Origin of the sequence: Embleya sp. NPDC050154 (assembly GCF_044460165.1) — a bacterium.
Taxonomy (GTDB): Bacteria; Actinomycetota; Actinomycetes; order Streptomycetales; family Streptomycetaceae; genus Embleya.
The window spans coordinates 131,588-153,405 of record NZ_JBITJP010000005.1 but is presented as its reverse complement, the minus strand read 5'-3'; the positions used below and the strand labels follow the sequence as shown (position 1 = coordinate 153,405).

Sequence of the window (21,818 nt, the reverse complement as noted above, 5' to 3'; positions counted from 1 at the left end):
CGTCGGGCCGGTATCGGGCCGGAAGCGAGGCCGCCCCGGGATCGGCCGCGCGCCGGCCCCGGGGTGGGACCGGCTCAGGCGATGTCGACGATCGGGTCGCCGCTGATCACGCCGTCCGCCTGCATCTGCTCGGCGAGCTTGAGCGCCTCCTCGATCAGGGTCTCGACGATCTTCGACTCGGGCACGGTCTTGATCACCTCGCCCTTGACGAAGATCTGGCCCTTGCCGTTGCCGGACGCCACTCCCAGGTCCGCCTCGCGGGCCTCGCCGGGCCCGTTGACGACGCAGCCCATGACGGCCACCCGCAGCGGCACCTTGAGCCCGTCCAGGCCCGCGGTGACCTGCTCGGCGAGCTTGTACACGTCGACCTGGGCGCGGCCGCAGGACGGGCAGGAGACGATCTCCAGGCCGCGCTGCCGCAGGCCGAGCGACTCCAGGATCTGGTTGCCGACCTTGATCTCCTCGACCGGCGGAGCGGAGAGGGAGACCCGGATGGTGTCGCCGATGCCCTGCGCGAGCAGGGCGCCGAACGCCACCGAGGACTTGATCGTGCCCTGGAACGCGGGACCGGCCTCGGTGACGCCCAGGTGCAGCGGATAGTCGCAACGCTCGGCGAGCAGCCGGTAGGCCTCGATCATCACGACCGGGTCGTTGTGCTTGACCGAGATCTTGATGTCCCGGAAGTCGTGCTCCTCGAACAGCGAGCACTCCCACAGCGCGGACTCCACCAGCGCCTCGGGGGTGGCCTTGCCGTGCTTGGCCAGCAGCCGCTTGTCCAGCGACCCGGCGTTGACGCCGATCCGGATCGGGGTGCCGGCGGCGGAGGCGGCCTTGGCGATCTCGGCGATCTTGTCGTCGAACTGCTTGATGTTGCCCGGGTTCACCCGTACCGCGGCGCAGCCCGCGTCGATCGCGGCGAAGACGTACTTCGGCTGGAAGTGGATGTCCGCGATCACCGGGATCTGCGACTTGCGGGCGATCGCGGGCAACGCGTCGGCGTCGTCCTGCGAGGGCACGGCGACCCGGACGATCTGGCAGCCGGACGCGGTCAGCTCGGCGATCTGCTGAAGCGTGGCGTTGACGTCGGAGGTCAGGGTGGTGGTCATGGACTGCACCGACACCGGGGCGTCTCCGCCGACGGCCACGTTGCCGACCATGATCTGCCGTGACTTGCGGCGCGGCGTGAGGGGCCGGGCAGGTACGGACGGCATTCCGAGCTGGATCGCGGTCATCTTCGCTTTAGTCCCGTGGGTCGGCGCGGTAGGTCGGACTCAACGCTACGCCACCACACACCGGTGCGCCGCGCCCGTGCCCCCATGCCGACCCACCTGTTGCCTGATCGACACAAGGGGGGCCGGCGGGGCGTCTTGTCGGGGTGCTCTCCCGAGCGCCGGGCCTTGTCCGGCGGACAGGGCCTAGGTCACCTTCACCGGGTTGATCAGGTCGGCGATCAACACCAGCACGGTGAAGGCGATGAAGATCGAGGCCACGACGTAGGCGACCGGCATCAGCCTGGCCACGTCGAACGGGCCCGGGTCCGGCCGCTTGCGCAGGCTCGCGATCCGGCGACGGATCGACTCCCACCAGGCGCCGACCACGTGACCGCCGTCGAGCGGGAGCAGCGGCAGCATGTTGAACAGGAACAGCGACACGTTGAAGCCCGCGATGATGAAGATCATCAGGCCGACCCGCTGGGACGCGGGCACGTCCAGCGCGGCCACCTCGCCGCCGACCCGGGCCGCGCCGACCACGCCGACCGGGGAGTCCTGGTCGCGTTCGTCGCCCTGGAAGGCCGCGCCCCACAGCGCGGGCACCTTCTGCGGGATGCGCAGCAGGCCGTGGAACGCGCTCTTGACCAGGTCGCCCGTGTACTCGACGGACTCGGCGGCGCTCTGGCGCTGGATCCCCCGCGCCGGACTGATGCCCAGGAAGCCGGTGGTGACGTATTGATCGGCGACCGGGCGTCCGTCGCCGTCGAGCTTGATCATCTTGTTCTGTTCGAGCACCGGCTTGAGGGTGACGAGTTCGCCCTTGCGGTCGACCACGAGGGTGACCTCGCCGGACGACTTGCGGATCAGGCCCTGGAGCTTGTCGTAGTCGCCGATCTTCTCACCGTTGAACGACACGATGCGGTCGCCCGGCAGCAGGCCGGCCGCCTTGCCGGGGGCCGCCTTGGCGCCCTCGGGGCACTTGTCGGTCTTCGCGTCGGCACTGACCACGCACTCCGAGACGGTGCTCACCGTCGAGGTGGTCTCGGGGATCCCGAAGCCCATCAGGTACACCGCGAGCAGCCCGATGGCCAGGATCAGGTTCATGAACGGCCCGGCCAGCATGATGATCGTGCGCTGCCACGGCTTGCGCTGGTAGAACATCCGGTCCTCGTCGCCGGGACCGACCTCCTCGTAGGACGCCTCGCGGGCCTCCTCGATCATGCTGCGCCACGGTGAGGTGCTGCGGGCCTGCACCTTGCCCGACGCGTCGGGCGGGAACATGCCGATCAGCCGGCAGTAGCCGCCCGCCGGGATCGCCTTGAGGCCGTACTCGGTCTCACCGATCTTCCTCGACCACAGCGTCTTGCCGAAGCCGACCATGTACTGCGGCACCCGCACACCGAACATCTTGCCGGTGACCAGGTGGCCCGCCTCGTGCCAGGCGATGGAGAACAGCAGGCCCACGACAAAGACGACGATGCCGAGGATCGTCATGAACAGGGTCAACGGGGTTCTCCTCCGTGGGCGATGATCTCGCGTGCCCGTCGGCGCGCCCAGTCCTCCGCGTCGAGGACGTCATCCAGTGTCAACCGGTTGCCGTCCCCACGTACATCATGCTCGCTCACGACACGGGCGACCGTGTCGGTGATGCCGTTGAACCCCAGTCGTCCCGCGATGAACGCGTCCACGCACTCCTCGTTGGCCGCGTTGAACACGGCCGGCGCGGTGCCGCCGGCGCGCCCCGCGGCGCACGCCAGCTCGACCGCCGGGAACGCCTCGTTGTCGAGCGGGAAGAACTCCCACGTGGCCGCCTTGGTCCAATCGCAGCCGGCCGCCACGTTCGGCACCCGGTCCGGCCAGGACAGGCCGAGCGCGATCGGCAGCCGCATATCCGGCGGCGACGCCTGGGCCAGGGTCGAGCCGTCCACGAACTCGACCATCGAGTGCACGATCGACTGCGGGTGCACGACGACGTCGATCCGGTCGAACGGGATGTCGTAGAGCAGGTGTGCCTCGATCACCTCCAAGCCCTTGTTGACCAGGGTCGCCGAGTTGATCGTGATCACCGGGCCCATGTCCCAGGTGGGGTGGGCGGCGGCCTCCTCGGGCGTGACGTCGACCAGGTCGGCGCGGCTGCGACCGCGGAACGGGCCGCCGCTGGCGGTCACCACGAGCCGCTTGACCTGGTCGGCCCGACCGCCGCGGAGCGCTTGGATCAGCGCCGAGTGTTCGGAGTCGACCGGGACGATCTGGCCGGGCTTGGCGATCGCCTTCACCAGCGGGCCGCCGACGATCAGCGACTCCTTGTTGGCCAGCGCGAGGGTGCGGCCTGCGGTCAGCGCGGCGAGCGTGGGGGCCAGGCCGATCGAACCGGTGATCCCGTTGAGGACGACGTCGCACGGATGCGCGGCCAGTTCGGTCGCGGCGGTGGGGCCGGCCAGGATGCGCGGCAGCTTGTACTCGCCCTTGGCGTAGCCGCGCCGCTGGGCCTCGGCGTAGAAGGCCAGTTGCAGGTCCTGGGCGGCGGACGCCTTGGCCACCGCGACCACCTCGACCGCCAGTTCGAGCGCCTGTCGTGCCAGTTCCTCGACCCGGCCGCCGCCGGCGGACAGGCCCACGATCCGGAACAGGTCGGGGTGGGCGCGCACCACGTCGATGGTCTGGGTCCCGATCGACCCGGTGGAGCCGAGCAGGACGATGTCCCGCCGGGTGGTCGACTGGTCGCGGGCGGCGAAGGGCACGTACGGATCGGCCAGGGAGTCCATCCGACCATTGTGGCCCGCGCCGGTGCGGCGCCGAGCGCAGGTCGGCGGTTTGTTGGCGGTGGGCGACGGGGACCGCGCGTGTCGAAGGGCGCGGCCGGCGGGGTGCGCCCGCCGGCCGCGAGCGGCTCAGCCGACCGGTCGGTGCACGTTGTCCACTTTGGCCGGGCCGGGTGTCGCGTCGGCGATCCACGGGCCTTCGGTGGACGGGTCGAGCACGCCCTCCTCCAGCCACAGGTGCCGACCCGCCAGCACGCCCTCGACCGCCTTGACGTCCAGCTCGTCGGTATTCGTCCACAACCGGCCGAACAGCTCGTCCACCCGGATCTGCGCCTGCCGGCAGAACAGGTCGGCGAGTTCGTACGCGGCCCGGCCCTGCTCGAGGTCGCGCCGGCGCAGCATGTCGGCCCGCACGCACACCGCGCTCATCGCGAACAGTTCGGCGCCGATGTCGACGATGCGACCGAGGAAGCCCTGTTTGCGCTCCATCGCGCCCTGCCAGCGGGCCATGCCGTAGAAGGTGGAGCGGGCCAGCCGGCGCGAGGCGCGCTCGACGAAGCGCAGGTGCGCGGCCAGGCTCGGCGCCCCGGCCCGGGCGAACTCGCGGTAGGACGTGGGCACCTGCCCCTTGCCGGTGACCAGTTTGGGCAGCCACTTCGCGTAGAAGACGCCCGCGTCGGCGGCGGCCTTGCCCTTGGCCTTCAGATCCGCGTCGGGGTCGATGATGTCGCCGGCCACCGCCAGGTGGGCGTCCACCGCCTCGCGCGCGATCAGCAGGTGCATGATCTCGGTCGAGCCCTCGAAGATGCGGTTGATCCGCATGTCGCGCAACATCTGCTCGGCGGGTACGCCGCGTTCGCCCCGGGCCCGCAGCGAGGCGGCGGTCTCGTAGCCGCGGCCGCCCCTGATCTGCACGAGTTCGTCGCTGACCGTCCAACCCACCTCGGACGCGTACAACTTCGCCAGCGCCGCCTCGATCCGGATGTCGCGGCGGTCCTCGTCGGCCATCCTGGCGGTCAGTTCCAGCACCGCCTCCAGCGCGAAGGCGCTCGCCGCGATGTAGGCGATCTTGCCCGCGACCGCCTCGTGTCCGGCGATCGGCCGACCCCACTGCTCGCGCTCGCCCGCCCACTCGCGGGCCACCTTCAGCGACCACTTGGCCGCGCCGGCGCACATCGCGGGCAGCGAGAGCCGGCCGGTGTTGAGCGTGGTGAGCGCGATCTTCAGGCCCGCGCCCTCGGCCCCGATCCGGTTCGCCGCGGGCACCCGGACGTTGTGGAAGCGGGTCACGCCGTTCTCGATGCCGCGCAGGCCCATGAAGGAGTTGCGGTTCTCCACGGTGATGCCGGGGCTGTCCGCGTCCACGACGAAGGCGGTGATCCCGCCGCGCCGGCCCTCGGCCTTGGGCACCCGGGCCATCACCACGAGCAGCCCGGCGACCACGCCGTTGGTGGTCCACAACTTCACGCCGTCCAGGACGTACGCCTCGCCGTCCTCGGTGGGCACCGCGGAGGTGGCCAGCCGGGCCGGGTCCGAGCCGACGTCGGGTTCGGTGAGCAGGAACGCGCTGACCTCGCGCACACAGCGCGGCAGGAACTCGCGCTTCTGCTCGTCGGTGCCGAACATCTTGACCGGCTGCGGCACACCGATCGACTGGTGCGCGGACAGCAGCGCGCCGAGCGCGGCGTTGACCGAGCCGACCAGGACCAGGGCCTTGTTGTAGTAGAGCTGACTCAGACCCAGGCCGCCGTACTCGGTGTCGATCTTCATGCCCAGCGCGCCGATCTCGGCCAGGCCCTTGATCACCTCGTCCGGGATCCGCGCGTCGCGTTCGATCACGGTGGGATCCACCCGGGTGATGAGGAACTCGCGGAGCACCGCGAGGAAGTCCTCCCCCCGACGGATCTCCTCGGCGTCCGCCTCGGGATGCGGGTGGACGAGGTCGAGCCGAAAGCGTCCGAGGAACAGCTCCTTGGCGAAACTGGGCTTGTCCCAGTCCTGTTGCCGTGCTTCCTCGGCGACCTTACGGGCTTCGCGTTCGCTGACAGGGGGCATGGCGGACTCCTCGCGGACTCGCAGCGGACCGACGTTGTTACCGATCGGTGTTACCTGCCCGTGCACGTCCACTGAATGCCGCGTGACGCCCATTTGTCCAGAGGAGGCGCTCCGCGAGTGTGCGGCCTTGCTCCGGACGGGCGTGCCCTTGCTCCGGACGGGCGGGCGCGCGCCGCTGCCCGCCGGACATGCGCTGCCTGCCCGCGGACATGCGCTGCCTGCCCGCGGACATGCGAAAGGGCCCGGCGACACCACCCCAGGCGGCCGGGCCCTTCGTTCGGGGGTGCCTACAGGTCCAGGCCCGTGAGCACCATGACGCGCTCGTACGTGAAGTCGGTCATCGCGTACGTGACGCCCTCGCGGCCGACACCGGAGTTCTTGGCGCCGCCGTAGGGCATCTGGTCGGCGCGGTAGGAAGGGGCGTCGCCGATGATGACGCCGCCCACCTCCAGCTCGCGCTGGGCCCGGAAGGCGGTCTGGATGTCGTGCGTGAACACGCCCGCCTGAAGGCCGAACTCGGAGTCGTTGACCGCGGCGAACGCGGCGTCGGTGCCGTCCACCCGGGTCAGCGTGAGCACCGGGCCGAAGACCTCCTCGCAGGCGATGGTGACGCCGGCCGGGACCTCGCTGAGCACCGTCGGCGCGTAGGAGGCACCGTCGCGGGTACCGCCGGTGAGCACCTTGGCGCCCGCCTGCACGGCCTCGTCCACCCACGCCTGGACCCGCTCGGCGGCGGCGACGCTGACCAGCGGGCCGACGTCGACCGTGTCGTCCTCGGGGTCGCCGGTGACCTGCGCGGCCACCTTCGCCACGATCTTCTCCACCAGGCGGTCGTAGACGCTCACGTCGGCGATCACCCGCTGCACCGAGATGCAGGACTGGCCGCCCTGGTAGTTGGAGAAGGTCGCGATCCGCTGCGCGGCCCACTCCAGGTCGGCCTCGGAGGACCAGTCGGCGAGCACAACGGCGGCGGCGTTGCCGCCCAGTTCCAGGGTGACGTGCTTGCGCGGCACCGAGTCCATGATGCTCCAGCCCACCGGGCCCGAGCCGGTGAACGAGATGACCGGCAGCCGCTCGTCCTCGACCAGCGCCGGCATCCGGTCGTTGGGCACCGGCAGCACGCTCCAGGCGCCCGCCGGCAGGTCGGCCTCGGCCAGGATCTCGCCGAGCACCAGCGCGGACAGCGGGGTGGCCGGGGCCGGCTTGAGGATGATCGGCGCGCCCACCGCGATCGCCGGGGCGACCTTGTGCGCGACCAGGTTCAGCGGGAAGTTGAACGGGGCGATGCCCAGCACCACGCCCTTGGGGATCCGGCGGACCAGCGCGTAGCGGCCGGTGCCGCCCGCGTCGGTGTCCAGCCGCATGCCCTCGCCGTTGAACCGGCGGGCCTCCTCGGCGGCCCAGCGGAAGACCGACACCGCGCGGCCGACCTCGCCGCGCGCCCACTTGATCGGCTTGCCGTTCTCGGCGGTGATCAGCCGGGCGATCTCCTCGGTGCGCTCACCGAGCCGCTTGGCGACGTGGTCCAAGGCCGCGGCCCGGCGGAACGCGGGCAGCGCGGCGAACTCGTGCGCGACCGCGTGCGCGGCGGCGACGGCCTCCTCGATCTGCGCGTCGGTGGGCTCGGAGACCCGGCCGACGATCCGGCCGTCGTACGAGTTCGTGACGTCGAAGGCCGTCTCGCCGGCGGCCTGTCGGCCCGCCAGCCAGAACGCGTGGGTGGTGGTCACTGCTGCTCCTTCTCCGTCAACGGGCGCCGATGATCCCGGTGACTCAACGGTAGGCCGATCGCCCGCCCGCGCATTTGTCCATACCGGCCAATTGCGCTCCGCCGCCACTACGACTTGTCGTCGCGGACCTCGCTCGGATCACGCAGCGCGAACCACAGCTCGGCGCGGGTGTCCGGATCGTCCAGGGTACGGCCGAGGATCTCCTCGGCCCGGCGGATGCGATAGCGCAGCGTGTGCCGGTGCACCCCCAGGTCGCCGGCCGCGGCGTCCCACTGCCCGTGCCGGGCCAGCCACGCGCGCAGCGAGCCGACCAGGTCGCCCCGGCCGCCCACGTCGTGCGCGCGCAGCGGCGCGAGCAGTTGTTCGGCCCACGCGTGCACCGCGGCCCCGTCCAGCAGTGGCAGCAGCCCGCCCGCGTCCCGGCCGTGCACGGTCAGCGTCCGCTCCGAGCGCAGGCCCACCGCGTGCGCGCCGAGCGCCTGCCGGTAGCCGTCGGCCGCGGCTGCCGGCTCGACCGGACCGGACACACCCGCGATCAGACCGGGCAGGTCGCTCGGCTCGACCGGCTCGACCGCTTCCGGCAGTACCAGTACGGTCGCGCCGCCCAAGTCGCCGGTGAGCGCGGGTGTCCCGGCCCGGACCGCCCGCGCGCACAGACGCTCGGTGAACGCCGCCACGACCGGCTCGGGCCCGGTGGCCACCACGACCCGCCACGGCCCGGGCGGCAGGTCGGTCGCGATGTCGTGCGCCAACTCGGCCGGCGTCGCCCGCTCTCCGGTGAGCAACATCCGCAGCAGCGCGGTACGCATCCGGGCGCCCGCGTCGGCGCTGACCCGGGACTGTTCCAGGGCCAACGTGAGCAGCGAGGCCGCGGTGCCCAGTGTCTGCCGGTCGGCCGTGCGCGGCGGGCGGGCGGTGCCCACCGCCAGGAAGCCGCTGATCCGCCGCTCGGCGCCCAGCGACTGGACCACCACCCGCTCGTCGCCCTCGACACCCGGCAACGACGCGGAGGACGGCGCGGGCATCCCGCGCAGCTTCTCGATGTCGGCGCGCAGCACGTCGGTGCGCGTGCGGGCCGCCGTCGGCGCGACCTGGCGCAGCGTGCCGTCCGCGTCGTACAGCGCGGCCCAGCCGTCCAGCCGGGCCGCGAGCCGGCGGATCAGCGTCGCGGCGCCCTCGCGCCCGGCGGCCGCCCGGGTCAGCTCCTGCTGGACCGCGAAGCCGGTGGTGACGGTCTCGTACTGCTCGGCGGCCAACGCCGACGAGACCACCTTGCTGATCGCGATGAACGGGGTCGGGCGCGGCACCTCGAACACCGGGAAGCCGTGCGCCTCGGCGGCCTCGACGATCACCGCGGGCACCCGGTCCAGGGATAGACCCACCCCGATGCCGAGTCCGGCCACCTCGGCGGCGGCGAGCCGCTCGACGTAGGCGCGGCGCTCGGCGTTGCTGCGGCCGAGCTTCATCCCCGTGGTGAGCAGCAGTTCGCCGCCCTCCAGGTAGGGCGTGGGATCGGCGAGTTCGCTCGTGTGCACCCACCGCACCTCGCGCTCGAGCCCGCCCTTGCCCGCGAGCACCCGCAGGTCGAGGGCGGGTGCGCGGACCAGGGACGCGAGGGTGGGCGGCATGTCGGCGTTGTCCAGACTGGAGTGGGAGAGGCCTCCAGTGTGACTCAGCGGCTGAGATCGATCAGCACGGGAGGGGTTCGCTCGCCCTTTCGGGTGGTCAGGCTGACGATCGCGTGCCGCGTGGGCAGATCGCCGGCGATCTCGGACGGGGACCAGCGATAGCGCTCGACGGTGCGGGTGGTCACCCGCTCGGACCGGCCGCTGGCCTTCTCGCCGAACAGCGTGCCCAGCACCGAGTAGCGGATCCGCTTGGCCAGGCCGCCTTCGGGCGTGCCCATGGTGATCGACTTCTCCTGCTCCTTGGTCATCCCCCAGTGCTCGGCGAACAGTTCGGCGTCGGCGCGGGACGCGCCCGGTACCACCGCCTTGCAGCCGGCCGCGGCGAACACGGTGTGCCGCAGCGCGGGCGTGAGGTCGTCGAGCGAGCGGACCGACAGGACCAGGCCGGCCCGGCGGTTGCGGGCCCATTGCAGGCCCTTCGCCGCGTACTCGTCCACCAGGCGCCCGGCGTCGTCGGCTACCAGGCACGCGAACACCTTGCGCGGCCCGCGCTCGCGCCGGGGCGTGGCCATCGCCTGGACGAACTGGGACAACACCAGTCGGCCGATCAGCCTGGCCGCCTCGGGGTGCGCGGCCTCGTTCAGCCCGATCCGTACCCGCAGCGGCCGGTCGATGTCGCCGGCCGCGAACCGCTCCCGATCGGGCCGGAACAGCTCGGCGACACCGGGCCGTTCCAGCACCGCCAGGCGCTGCACCAGCATCCGCGCGTCGTCGTCGCCGCGGGCCATCGCGCGCAGCGCCCGTTCGTGCTCGGCGTAGCGGTCGGCGGCCCGCAGCGCGCGCTCCAGCGCGGCGAGCGCGGCCTCGGCGCCGTCCAGCAGGTCGAGCAGCGTGCCGACCTCGGGATAGCGGCCGTGCCCGGCCACGTACGCGCCGAGCACCTGACGCAGCGCGTTGCTCGCGCCCTCGGCGAGCTCGATCGCGTTCGGCGGCAGCGCGGCGGCGGCGAGCCGGTCGGCGGCGTCCTCGGGCGAGGCCGCGCCGCCGTACAGGTCCAGGCCCGAGGGCGAGTCCGGGTCGCCGACGATCACCTCGCGGTCGTAGCCGCCGCGGGGGCGTTCGCACTCGTCGCCCTTGGCGTCGATCACCACCAGCGACGCGGTGCCGGTCAGCGCGCGCAGGCTCATCGCCTCCACGACCGGCTCCAGCAGTCGGCCCGATTCGCCGGCCCCGGCCGCGCCGACCACGAGCATCGAGGCGCCGAGCACGTCCAGGTCCAGCGCGAACGCGGTGTCCCGGTACAGCGCCGGATTCCGCGGGTGGTCGGTACCCATGCCGACCCGTACCTGTCCGGCCAGCAGATCGTGTTCGGCCCGCCTGGGTCGCACGTCGCGCTGCCCGGAGCCGTGCCGACAGGCCGCGGCGCCGTGGTCGTGGATCTCGTCGGCCACGTCGGCGAGGTATTCGGGGTCGAGCTCACCGGCCCCGATCACCCGGCGCAGGCGCAGGTAGTCCACGTCCCGCAGCCGGCCCGCCGCCACCTCGTGGTCGAGCACATCGGCCGCCTCGTGTTGCCCCGCGTCGCGCAGCTCGGGCCACAACTCGGCGTCCGCGACCGGCGCTTCCTCGTCCGGGTGCGCGGCGTGCGCGGCGGGCGTGCGCGCGTACGGCCCGACCACCACGTTCCAGCGGCCGAGCACCGCGGCCGCGTACAGGAAGCCGCCGTTGTAGAGGAGTCGCACCAGCCACTGCCCGTCGTGCAGCAGCCCGCGCGGGAAGATCAGCAACAACAGCGCGACGAACGGCCGCATCAGCACGATCCACGCGACGAAGCCCAGGACCAGGAACAACGCGGCGCGGCGCCACTGTTCGGGGCGCGGGCGCCCGTTCAGCTCGGCGCGCCGGTCCAACCGCTGCCACCACGGGCGCAGGAACGGCCAGGCGATCTCGTGCCAGCGGCCCAGATAGCCGAAGAGCACGAAGACCAGGACGTAGAGCAGATTGTTGAACAGCAGCGGCCACAGGAAGGTGGGGATGATCTTCCGGACCAGCCACACGTAGGCCATGATCACCCAGTTCAGGCTGAGCACCGCGATCACCAGCCACAACACCGCGCGCCGCACCAGCGCCGCCTCCGGCCGGGTGCGCGCCTCGCGCTCGGCCGCCCGCAGCTTGATCTCCCGCTCGTCCCGGCCGTATCCGTACACGCCCGGGGCCTCGCGGTGGCGCGGACCGCGCAGCCACCCGCGCAGGTCGAAGCCGTCGGGATCCACGTCGCGATCCGCCGCCGCCGGCGCGGGCACCCGCGCCCCGGCGGTCCGCGCACGGCGGGTCGGCGGTGTGCTCCGGCGTGCCGGGTCGACCTCGAAGGCCGCGGCCTCGAAGGCCTCCGCCTCGACAGCCGGCGACGCCGGGGAATCCGGCCGTTCCACGTCCACGTCCAGCCCTCCCGGAACCACGTCCTGAACCGGTACTCAATCTAGGCGCCACACCCGCTGTCGTGATGATCATTCCGGCGCGAGTCCGCGTTGCGTTCCGAAGTTGTTCTGCCCGATCGGCATTTGTCCATCCCGGACACAAGCAACCGGGTGATTAACCGATGCGGCGCATGCGGCGAACGCGACTCGGCGCCTAGCCTGCCGATAGGACCGCGGTGCCACCGTGAACCCCCGCCTCGACCCACAGGAGACCAGCATGGGCGCTTCGCAGCCCGGCGGGCCCTCGCTCCCGCAGGAGCGCCGGCTCGTCACCGCCATCCCCGGCCCGAAGTCGACCGAGCTGATGACGCGCCGCAACCAGGCGGTGGCGCGCGGCGTCAGCACCACCCTGCCGGTCTTCGTGACCCAGGCGGGCGGCGGCGTGGTCGTCGACGTGGACGGCAACTCCCTGATCGACTTCGGCTCCGGCATCGCGGTCACCAGCGTCGGCAACTCGGCCGAGGGTGTGGTGCGTCGCGCGTCCGAGCAGCTCCAGCGCTTCACCCACACGTGCTTCATGGTGACCCCGTACGAGTCGTACGTCGCCGTGGCCGAGCAGCTCAACGAGCTGACCCCGGGCGACCACGACAAGCGCACCGCGTTGTTCAACTCGGGCGCCGAGGCGGTGGAGAACGCGGTCAAGATCGCGCGTGCGCACACCAAGCGCCCCGCGGTGGTCGTGTTCGACCACGGCTACCACGGTCGCACCAACCTGACCATGGCGCTGACCGCGAAGAACATGCCGTACAAGGAGTCGTTCGGCCCGTTCGCCCCCGAGGTCTACCGGGTCCCGGTCGCCTACCCCTACCGCTGGCTGACCGGCGCGGAGAACTGCGCCGAGGAGGCCGCCGCGCAGGCGATCGACGTGATCACCAAGCAGATCGGCGCGCACAACGTCGCCGCCGTGGTGATCGAGCCCATCCTGGGCGAGGGCGGCTTCATCGAGCCGGCCAAGGGCTTCCTGCCCAGGATCGTCGAGTTCTGCAAGGCGAACGGCATCGTGTTCGTGGCGGACGAGATCCAGACCGGCTTCTGTCGTACCGGCCAGTGGTTCGCGTGCGACGACGAGGGCATCGTGCCGGACCTGATCACCACCGCCAAGGGCATCGCCGGCGGCCTCCCGCTGGCCGCCGTGACCGGGCGCGCCGAGATCATGGATTCCGCCCACGCGGGTGGTCTCGGTGGCACGTATGGCGGTAACCCGGTCGCCTGCGCCGCGGCGCTCGGCGCGATCGAGACGATGCGCGGGCTCGACCTCAACGGCGCGGCCCGCCGGATCGGCGAGATCATGCTCGGCCGACTGGGCACGATGGGCGAGAAGTTCGCCGAGATCGGTGAGGTCCGCGGCCGCGGCGCGATGATCGCGATGGAACTGGTCAAGCCCGGCTCCAAGGAGCCGAACGCCGAGCTGGCCGGCGCGGTCGCCAAGGCGTGCCACGCGCAGGGCCTGCTGGTGCTGACCGCCGGCACCTACGGCAACGTACTGCGCTTCCTGCCGCCTCTGGTGATGCCCGAGCACCTGCTCGTCGAGGGCCTGGACGTGCTGGAGGAGGCGTTCGCCGCCTCGGTCTGAGCCGCCCACGACACCACGAACCCGCCGCCCACCGGAACAATCCGGTGGGCGGCGGTTCTTGATGTTCGGCGTCTCGTTCGGCGCCTGCCTCGGCGTCCGGTTTCGGTGCTCGCCTCGGCGTGTTGTCGGGCGCGTTGTTCGAGTGCGTCGTCGAGCGCGGCCACTTCGGCCGGAAATCGACGTTCGAAAGCGGTGCGGGCCGATCAGAGCCGCGGTCGGCGCGGCGCCGGGGCGATCCGCTCGACCATGCTCAGGCCCGGGACGGTGTCCCACCCGCACAGGGCGAGCACGCGCAACATCTGTCGGCTCGCGCCGACCAGGACCATGTGACCACCGCGCCGGGACAACGCCCCGGCCTGGTCGACGAACACCCGCAGGCCCGCGACGTCGATGAAGGCGAGCTTGCTGACGTCCACCCGGACGTCACCGCCGTCACGGGCCGCGGAGGCCAGGACACGGCGCACCACGTCCACATTCGCGAGGTCGATCTCGCCTTCGAGTCGGAGGCCGCGCGGCCGCGTCGTGCGCACGACGCGAAGCTGGCGGTCGCTGGTCAGAACCACACCCATCGCACCCGCGCCCCGACCCGGTCGGGGTTCCACCGAGGAATCGAACACGGCACCGCCCGCCTTGACGCCCTTGGATACCACCGGGGCCTCGGCCCGGCGGACGCGCCCGCTCCCCGCAGGGGCCGGGATGCACGGCACGCGGTATGTCGAGTAATCGGACTCTTCAACCACCTGACCAACCCTACCTTTGCGTGCTGACAGCAGAGGGGCGATCGACGACATTGCGTCAATGCCACGTCACTCGTGCCACCGTCGATTTGCCCTGCTTACGGATGTTCTCCGCGTACTTGGACTCTCCGGGGCGGCCGGCCTCACGCGACACGCGCTGTGACGCCGCTCACACCCTTCAATGCTCCAACGTACAGCGTGTATGTCTCGCCTTCCAGACCGTGGAGAACGTGTGCAGGCTTTGTGAGAAGGCCGCGCGTCGGGAACCTGCCGACCTGTTCTCCGCGTATCTTCGAGTGAGATGCACAGACCTTCCACCGACGCCGGCCCTGAGCAAGCCGGCGGCCGCCCCGGGACAACGCCCCCCGTTCCGGGGCGGTGGTCTGTTCACTCACAGTACACGCGTGGCCTCGTAGCGCCGCTGATTCCCGCCATCGTGCTCGTCGTGCTCACCATCCAGGTGGTGGCCGAAAGCGGACCCTCGATCGCGCTCGATCGCACCGTGCGCGACGCGATGCGCGATCTGGCGGGCGCGCGGGGCGCGGCCTGGTTGGACGGCCCGATGCACCTGCTCGCCGATCTCGGCGGACCGCTGCCGGCCGGGATCGTGCTCGCCTGCGCGGCGCTGTTCGCGACCTGGCGGGCGCGCGGCGGGTACCCGCTCGCGATCGCGGCGGGGGCGGTGCTGGTGGTGATGGTCGCGGTGATCGGCGGCAAGGACCTGATCGGTCGGCCAGGACCCGGCGAATCGCCCGTGCCCGCCGACGAGTGGGGCTTCTTCCCGTCCGGCCATACCGCGACCTCGACGGTCTGCTTCGGGATCGCCGCGCTGCTGCTCGGGCGTGTCGCCTCGGCGCGGGCGGGCCGGTACTGCACATGGGCCGCGGTGCTCGTGTGCGCCGCGATCGGCTTCGCGCTGATGTGGTGCGACTACCACTGGCTCGCCGACGTGCTGGCCTCGTGGGCGCTGTGCGCGATCGTGCTGTGGACGGCGGCTCGGGTGGCCGACGCCGCCGGGCTCAGACCTCGGCCGCCCGCCGGGCCGCCGTCGCCATCGCCTCGTGGAAGCCCGCCATCGTCCGCTCGATGATCGCGGCCACCGTCTCCACCTCGTGCACCAGGCCGACCGACTGACCCGCGGAGGCGAGCGACGCCTCCATGTCGCCGCCGAAGTACAACCGTTGGATCGCGTCGAGCGAACTGCGCGCCGGCCCGCCGGAGGCGGCCAGGGCGCGGGAGAAGTCGGTGCCCAGCACCCGCATGGTCGGGCTGCCCGAGCGGTTGACCACCACGGTCCCGGTCTCGTCCGCGGCTAGCACTGCCTGCTTGTAGTGGGTGTGCACCGGACTCTCGGCCGAGGCCAGGAACCGGGTGCCCATCTGTACCGCCTCGGCGCCCAGCGCGAACGCCGCCGCCATGCCGCGCCCGTCCACGATGCCGCCGGCCGCGACCAGCGGCAGGTCGGTGATCTCCCGGATGCCCTGGAGCAGCACGAGCAGCGACACCTCGGCCGGGTTCTTGAAGCCGCCGCCCTCGGCTCCCTCCACCACCAGTCCGTCCACGCCGGCGTCGACCGCCTTGCGCGCGGCCCGGATCGAGGGCACCACGTGATAGACGATCAGGCCGTGCTCGCGCAGCAGGTCGACGAAGGTCGCCGGGTTGCCCGCCGACGTGGTCACGAAGCGCACGCCCGCGTCGGCCACGTGCCGCACGAGCCGGTCGTCGCGCAGGAACATCAGCGGCAGGTTGACCCCGAACACCAATCCCGAGCCGACCATCGTGTCGATCTCCCGGCGGCAGGCGTCGACCTCGCCGGAGGAGGTCTCCACCATCCCGAGCCCGCCCGCCGCGGACACCGCGGCGGCCAGTGGGGAGCGGGCTATCCAACCCATCGGCGCCTGGATCACGGGGTGCCGGGCGCCGGTGTGCGCGAGTACGCGGTTGACCATGGCCGGAGGCTATCTCGACAGGTGAACGGTGAGAAAACTTTTCCCGCGACGCAATCTGCGGATTACGCGCCATCAGATGCCAGCTTGAAGCGTTATTCGATGAAATCTGGGCGTACAACCTGCGGAATCAGTTGCTAACGGGATCTTGACGGGTGATCAAACGGGCGTTTGTATTACGCCGCACCGTTCGGAAGGTACGAACGGCTCACCATCCGTCCCGGAGGCGATAACCGCACCCCGCTGTCCCGCAGAGGTAGCGCACATGGCTGTTGAAACAACCCCACCGCCGTCCGGGACCCTGACTCCAGTCACCCTCGACGCCGGTGGTACCCCCGCCCCGCTCAAGCGCTCCATCGGAGTCGTCGGCGGCACACTGCTCACCCTCTCCTGTCTGACCCCCGCGTCCTCGCTCTTCGTGATCGTTCCGGACATGTTCGAGACGCTCGGCTCCGGCACCGCGTTGGCCCTGGTCGTGGCCGCCGTCCTGTGCGTCGGCGTCGCGTTCTGTTACTCCGAGCTGGGCACCCTGATCCCCAGCGCCGGCGGCGAGTACGCCATGGTCGGCACCCTGATGGGCCGCTTCATGGGCTGGCTGGTCTTCATCATCGCCACCATCGTGGTGATGATCGTGCCGCCGATCATCGCGCTGGGCACCGCCGATTATCTGACCTCGATCGCGACGATCGACACCCTGTGGGCCGGCGCCGCGGTGATGATCCTGGCCACCATCATGGGTTTGCTCGACCTGCGCGCGAACGCGTGGGTGACCGGCGTGTTCCTGGCCCTGGAGGTGATCGCCGCGGCGATCGTGGCCTTCCTCGGCTTCGCCAACACGCACCAGTCCACCTCGACGCTGATCAAGCCCGAGGTCATCGCGGACACCGCGGGCAACACGACGGATCCGGTGAAGATGGCCGTGCTGATCGCGGGCATGGCCGGCGCGCTGTTCGCCCTCCAGGGCTTCTCCACCGCGGTCTACCTGGCCGAGGAGATGGAGAACCCGCGCCGCACGGTCTCCCGCACGGTGTTGTGGACCCTGGGTCTGGGCGGCGTGATCCTGATCGTGCCGACCATCGCGATCTCGCTGGGCGCACCCGACCAGGCGACCCTGGCGGGCGGCGACATCCTCGGCCTGGTCGAGGGCTGGTCCAACCACGGCATGGCCACCTTCATCGGCCTGTGCATCGCGCTGGCGATCATCAACGCGGGCGTGGTCATGGTGATCCAGAACTCGCGGGTGGTCTACGCCTCGGCCCGCGACCGGGCCTGGCCCGAGCCGATCAACCGGGCCTTCGGCAAGGTGAACCGGTTCGGTTCGCCGTGGGTCTCCACGCTCGTGGTCGGCGTGCCCGGCGCACTCCTGTGCTTCGTACCCACGACGCTCCTCAGTGAGGTCACCGGCGTCGCGGTCGCCGCGCTCTACCTGGTGGTGGCGCTCGCCGTGCTGGTCGCGCGCAAGGGCGCGCACAAGACCACCCAGGCGTGGCGGATGCCGCTGTGGCCCGCGATCCCGGTGCTGCTGATCGCGGCGATGATCTACGTGCTGACCGAACAGCCCACCCGTGCGCTGCTGATCACCGGCGGTGTGCTGGTCCTGGCCGCGCTGTACTGGGTGCTGTACCTGCGGCCGCGCCAGGAGACCCGCTGGAACATCAAGCTGATGGCCGACGACTCCTGACCGTCGCGGGCCTGCGGCAACCGCCGCACGCCGTACCCGCCCGAGGGCGGTGCCTCCTCCTGTGGGCACCGCCCTCGGGCGCGTCCGGACCCGTTTCGGTCCGCCGCCCGGCTCAGTCCTCCAACAGCGCCGACCGCAACCGGTCCAGCCGGTCCGCGTCCAGGCCCAGGCCCCGCTCCAGGTAGGCGTCGAAGCCGCCCCAGTGGGTGTCCATCACCTCCAGCGCGCCGCGCAGGTACTCCTCGCGTACCTCCAGGAACGGCTGGAAGAGTTCGAGCAGGCCGGGCCGCATCGCGAGCTTGTCGCTGTTCGGCTCGTAGCGGTTGCCCGGTTCGTTGCTGACCAGGTAGTTCGCCACCGCGTCGTCGGCGGAGACGCCGACGATCCGCTGCACCAGCGCCGCCGCTATGCCCGCCCGGTCCTTGCCGGCCGAACAGTGCACCACCACCGGCAGACCGTCGGCGTCGATCATCGCGCGCAACATCTCCGCGTGCTTGTCGACCCGGTTCACCACCTGGTCGCGGTAGTCCGCCGCGATCGACTTCTCCGCGCGCCCGTTGCCGAGCCGCTCGCGCAGCACGCTCAGGTCGGCGTTGCGCAGATCGCTCCAGAAGTCCGAGTGCCGGGCCGGGTCGGACATCGGCAGGTTGAGCCATCGCGCGCCGTCCGGCAGCACGTCGGCGCCGTCCAGCTCGATGTCGGCCGGGCTGCGCAGGTCCACCACGAGCCGGATGCCCAGCTCCGCGATCACCGCGCGGTCCGCGTCGGTGGGCTTGGCCAGGTGGCCGCTGCGGAAGTAGCGGCCGGCGCGCACCCGCCGGCCGTCGGCGGTGGGCAGTCCGCCGATGTCGCGGAAGTTGCGGACCCCTTCGAGGGCGAGTCCGGCGTCCGCCTGATGTTGTGTCACGTGTCTCCTCGTGCTGCTCGGGCTCGTACTGCCTCGGCGCGGGTCCCGGGACCCGCCGAACGAATGCGGCGGGTTCAGGCGCCGCGGACCGGACGCGGCTCGCCGAACCGCTCCAGGAACCCCTCGTCGGTCATCTCGCGCATCTCCTCGATGGTCACCACGCCCAGCATGAGATCGGTGAGAAAGCGCGGTGCGGGCTTGGCTCGCATCGCGTCCGTGATCGGACCGGGCGCGGTGTGCGCCCGGGACTCGACCCGCCCGTCGGGGTGCAGCGTGAACGTCCGGTAGCCGGGGCCGTCGAAGTGCCTGCCGGCGTAGTCGATGCTGTACGTCGTCGAGGGCGCCACGAACACCGGGACACCGGCGAACTCGCCCTCCAGGCTGCCGTGCAGGTGGCCGCCGGAGATGGCCCGGATGTGCCCGAAGTCGCCGAGCAGCGCGCCGAGTCGACCGGAGGGGTCCAGGTGCGGGGAGATCTCCGCGAGTGGTGGCTGGTGCACGAACAGCAGGACGTGTTCGGCGTCGGACCCGGCCAGGATCTCCCGGATCCGGGCCGCCTCGGGCGCGCTGAGCTCGGGCCCGTCGGCCCGGGTCATCCGGTCGTCGAGATCGCGGTACACGCCGTCGCCCACGTGTTCGCGGCCGAGCGCGTTGGTGTCCACCATGAGCAGCAGCCACTTCCCGATCCGCACCGCGGGTTCCAGGTGCACACCGGTACGCGGCAGGCCCGCGGTGTAGGCGTCGTGGCTGTCGTGATTGCCCGGCAGGCAGTACACCGGCACCGGGAGCTCCTGCAGCACGTCCCCGAGCCGCCGGTAGGCGCCCGGTTCGCCGGTGTCCGCCAGGTCGCCGGACGCGACCAACACGTCGGCGGCGGAGAGCGCGTCGGCGGCGTGCGCGAGGGCCGCCGCCAATCCGGCGTCCGGGTCGTGCTGCACGAACCCGTGCGTGCCCGGAGCGTCCCGGTAGTGCACGTCGGAGATCTGGATCAATCGGACGGCCGTATCGCCGTCCGGTCTGTCGTCGATGGGCATGCGCCGTTCCCCTGTCGCGTTCGTCGCGGCCGCCGATTGATCATCTGACGACCCGTCACGCATGCTGCCAGGGAAGGCGTACGGAAGAAATGGGCAAGCCCGCCCGGCGCGCGCGGGAACGACGAAGCCCGCCCGACCACGTCATTGGGGTCGGGCGGGCTGCGCGCGAAGTACGGCGCGCGGTATGTCAGTCGTTGGTCGGGAAGCCCAGGTTGATGCCGCCGTGGCTGGGGTCGAGCCAGCGCTGGGTGACGACCTTGCCGCGGGTGAAGAACTGCACGCCGTCGGCGCCGTACGCGTGCAGGTCGCCGAACAGCGAGTTCTTCCAGCCGCCGAACGAGTAGTAGGCGACCGGGACCGGGATCGGCACGTTGATGCCGATCATGCCGACCTCGACCTCGTTCTGGAACCGGCGGGCCGCGCCACCGTCGTTGGTGAAGATCGCGGTGCCGTTGCCGTACGGGTTGGCGTTGATCAGCGCCAGGCCCTCGTCGTAGGACTCGACCCGGACCACCGACAACACCGGGCCGAAGATCTCGTCGGTGTAGATCGACATCCCGGGCGTGACGTTGTCGAACAGGGTCGGGCCGACCCAGTAGCCCTCGGCCGTGTCGGCGCCGTTGATCGGGTGCTCGCGGCCGTCCACCACCAGCGTCGCGCCCTGGTCCTCGCCCGCCTGGACGTACGACAGCACCTTGTCCGCGTGCTGCCGGGTGACCAGCGGGCCCATCTCGGACTGGGCGTCGTTGCCGGCGCCGACCCGGAGCTTGGTCATCCGCTCCTTGATCCGGGCGATCAGCTCGTCGGCGATCGGCTCGACCGCGACCAGGGCGGAGATCGCCATGCAGCGCTCGCCGGCCGCACCGAAACCGGCGTTGACCGCGGCGTCGGCGACCAGGTCCAGGTCGGCGTCCGGGAGCACCAGCATGTGGTTCTTGGCGCCGCCGAGCGCCTGCACCCGCTTGCCGTAGCGGGTGCCGTTCTCATACACGTACTTGGCGATCGGGGTCGAGCCGACGAACGAGACGGACTTGATGTCCGGGTGCTCCAGGATGCGGTCGACCGCGACCTTGTCACCGTGCACGACGTTGAACACGCCCTCGGGCAGCCCGGCCTGCTTCCACAGGTCGGCGAGGAAGTTCGCGGTGGACGGGTCCTTCTCGCTGGGCTTGAGAATCACCGTGTTGCCGGTGGCGATCGCGATCGGGAAGAACCACATCGGGACCATCGCCGGGAAGTTGAACGGCGAGATGATCGCGACCGGGCCGAGCGGCTGGCGGATCGAGTAGACGTCGATGCCGGTCGACGCCTGCTCGGAGTGCCCGCCCTTCTGCAAGTGCGGGATGCCGCAGGCGAGTTCCACGACCTCCTGGCCGCGGGCGATCTCGCCGAGCGCGTCCGAGTGCACCTTGCCGTGCTCGGCCACGATGATCGCGGCGAGCTCGTCCTTCTTGGCGTTGAGCAGCTCGCGGAAGTTGAAGAGCACGGAGGAGCGCTTCGCGAGCGAGGCGTTCTTCCAGCCGGCGAAGGCGCGGACGGCGACCGAGACGGCCTCGTCGACCTCGGCCACGGAGGCGTAGTCGACCGTGCCGGTGACCTTGCCGGTGGCGGGGTTGTGGATGTCGCCCCGACGCTCGGAGGTACCGGTCCACTCCGCGTTGGCAATCCAGTGGGTTACGTGGTTCGTCACGGTCCGACCTTCCGGGGGGATGCGGTTCTGGCGAGGGGCCGCACAAGCCCCGTACGGTTTGCCAGTCTGCTGGCCGGAGGGTGTGGGCTCAAGGTTCACAGTGTCGGCGGTTGGGGCGTTCGCCTTACAGACCGTCTTGGTCGGTGTTGGGGTGCCACCCGCCCACCCGTTACGTTTCGGGACGACGCTGCGGATTCACCTCGCGGGGCGGGCGAATCATGGCCTCGCGGCCCCCGCCGGGGCTCGGGAACGGCGCACCGGAAGCCGGGTGAGGCGCATGCTCACCCGGCTGCCCGACGGCGCGTCAGCGCCCCCGACTCGATCGCGTGAAGTGATCGACGAGCGCGCGAGGAGAGCGGCCGGAGGCCGCCCGGCGGCACAGCCGCC

The 21,818-nt window shown here is 71.3% G+C and carries 15 protein-coding genes; 3 read left to right on the top strand and 12 right to left on the bottom strand.

Annotation, left to right across the window (positions count from 1 at the left end):
- Positions 1-74 precede the first annotated feature (74 nt).
- From ispG to ACIBSV_RS12690, 7 genes are all read right to left on the bottom strand, one after another.
- Positions 75-1,232: a flavodoxin-dependent (E)-4-hydroxy-3-methylbut-2-enyl-diphosphate synthase gene (gene ispG, locus ACIBSV_RS12720; RefSeq protein ID WP_395862123.1), complete on the bottom strand. Its 1,158-nt coding sequence runs from the start codon at positions 1,230-1,232 to the stop codon at positions 75-77.
- Positions 1,233-1,415: 183 nt separating this feature from the next.
- The gene (locus ACIBSV_RS12715) at positions 1,416-2,717 is read right to left on the bottom strand and encodes a M50 family metallopeptidase (RefSeq protein ID WP_395862122.1); all 1,302 of its coding nucleotides are present in this window, start codon (positions 2,715-2,717) and stop codon (positions 1,416-1,418) included.
- Positions 2,714-3,976: a 1-deoxy-D-xylulose-5-phosphate reductoisomerase gene (gene dxr, locus ACIBSV_RS12710; protein WP_395862120.1), complete on the bottom strand. Its 1,263-nt coding sequence runs from the start codon at positions 3,974-3,976 to the stop codon at positions 2,714-2,716. The genes ACIBSV_RS12715 and dxr overlap by 4 nt, the downstream gene beginning before the upstream one ends.
- A gap of 126 nt (positions 3,977-4,102) precedes the next feature.
- Positions 4,103-6,028, bottom strand: a complete 1,926-nt coding sequence (locus ACIBSV_RS12705; RefSeq protein ID WP_395862118.1) for an acyl-CoA dehydrogenase family protein — start codon at positions 6,026-6,028, stop codon at positions 4,103-4,105.
- 287 nt (positions 6,029-6,315) lie between these two features.
- The gene (locus ACIBSV_RS12700) at positions 6,316-7,758 is read right to left on the bottom strand and encodes an aldehyde dehydrogenase family protein (RefSeq protein ID WP_395862116.1); all 1,443 of its coding nucleotides are present in this window, start codon (positions 7,756-7,758) and stop codon (positions 6,316-6,318) included.
- A gap of 107 nt (positions 7,759-7,865) precedes the next feature.
- Positions 7,866-9,386, bottom strand: coding sequence for a PucR family transcriptional regulator (locus ACIBSV_RS12695; RefSeq protein WP_395862114.1), 1,521 nt, complete (start codon positions 9,384-9,386; stop codon positions 7,866-7,868).
- A gap of 44 nt (positions 9,387-9,430) precedes the next feature.
- Complete coding sequence (locus ACIBSV_RS12690) at positions 9,431-11,824, bottom strand: hypothetical protein (protein ID WP_395862112.1); 2,394 nt, start codon at positions 11,822-11,824, stop codon at positions 9,431-9,433.
- 256 nt (positions 11,825-12,080) lie between these two features.
- On the opposite strand from ACIBSV_RS12690, the gene gabT reads away from it, so the two are divergent.
- Positions 12,081-13,436 (top strand): 4-aminobutyrate--2-oxoglutarate transaminase, encoded by a 1,356-nt coding sequence (gene gabT / locus ACIBSV_RS12685; RefSeq protein ID WP_395862110.1) that lies wholly within the window; start codon positions 12,081-12,083, stop codon positions 13,434-13,436.
- Positions 13,437-13,639: 203 nt separating this feature from the next.
- Here gabT and ACIBSV_RS12680 read toward each other — a convergent pair whose 3' ends face one another.
- A complete protein-coding gene (locus ACIBSV_RS12680) occupies positions 13,640-13,966 on the bottom strand; it encodes an STAS domain-containing protein (RefSeq protein WP_395862108.1) in 327 nt (108 codons plus the stop codon).
- A gap of 652 nt (positions 13,967-14,618) precedes the next feature.
- Between ACIBSV_RS12680 and ACIBSV_RS12675 the strand changes: the two genes are divergently transcribed.
- Positions 14,619-15,263, top strand: coding sequence for a phosphatase PAP2 family protein (locus ACIBSV_RS12675; protein WP_395862106.1), 645 nt, complete (start codon positions 14,619-14,621; stop codon positions 15,261-15,263).
- On the opposite strand, the gene ACIBSV_RS12670 is transcribed toward ACIBSV_RS12675, so the two are convergent.
- Positions 15,193-16,122 carry an NAD(P)H-dependent flavin oxidoreductase gene (locus tag ACIBSV_RS12670; protein WP_395862103.1) on the bottom strand — a complete coding sequence of 310 codons (930 nt, stop codon included), beginning with the start codon at positions 16,120-16,122 and terminating at the stop codon, positions 15,193-15,195. The genes ACIBSV_RS12675 and ACIBSV_RS12670 overlap by 71 nt on opposite strands.
- A 262-nt stretch (positions 16,123-16,384) precedes the next feature.
- On the opposite strand from ACIBSV_RS12670, the gene ACIBSV_RS12665 reads away from it, so the two are divergent.
- Entirely contained in the window at positions 16,385-17,800 is a 1,416-nt protein-coding gene (locus ACIBSV_RS12665) for an APC family permease (RefSeq protein ID WP_395862101.1), read from the top strand.
- 112 nt (positions 17,801-17,912) lie between these two features.
- On the opposite strand, the gene ACIBSV_RS12660 is transcribed toward ACIBSV_RS12665, so the two are convergent.
- The 3 genes from ACIBSV_RS12660 to ACIBSV_RS12650 all read right to left on the bottom strand — a co-directional run bounded on the left by ACIBSV_RS12660 (position 17,913) and on the right by ACIBSV_RS12650 (position 21,431).
- Complete coding sequence (locus tag ACIBSV_RS12660; protein WP_395862100.1) at positions 17,913-18,707, bottom strand: tyrosine-protein phosphatase; 795 nt, start codon at positions 18,705-18,707, stop codon at positions 17,913-17,915.
- A 74-nt stretch (positions 18,708-18,781) separates the two neighbouring features.
- Positions 18,782-19,741, bottom strand: a complete 960-nt coding sequence (locus ACIBSV_RS12655; RefSeq protein ID WP_395862098.1) for a metallophosphoesterase — start codon at positions 19,739-19,741, stop codon at positions 18,782-18,784.
- A gap of 187 nt (positions 19,742-19,928) precedes the next feature.
- Entirely contained in the window at positions 19,929-21,431 is a 1,503-nt protein-coding gene (locus ACIBSV_RS12650; RefSeq protein WP_395862096.1) for a CoA-acylating methylmalonate-semialdehyde dehydrogenase, read from the bottom strand.
- Positions 21,432-21,818: the final 387 nt, after the last annotated feature.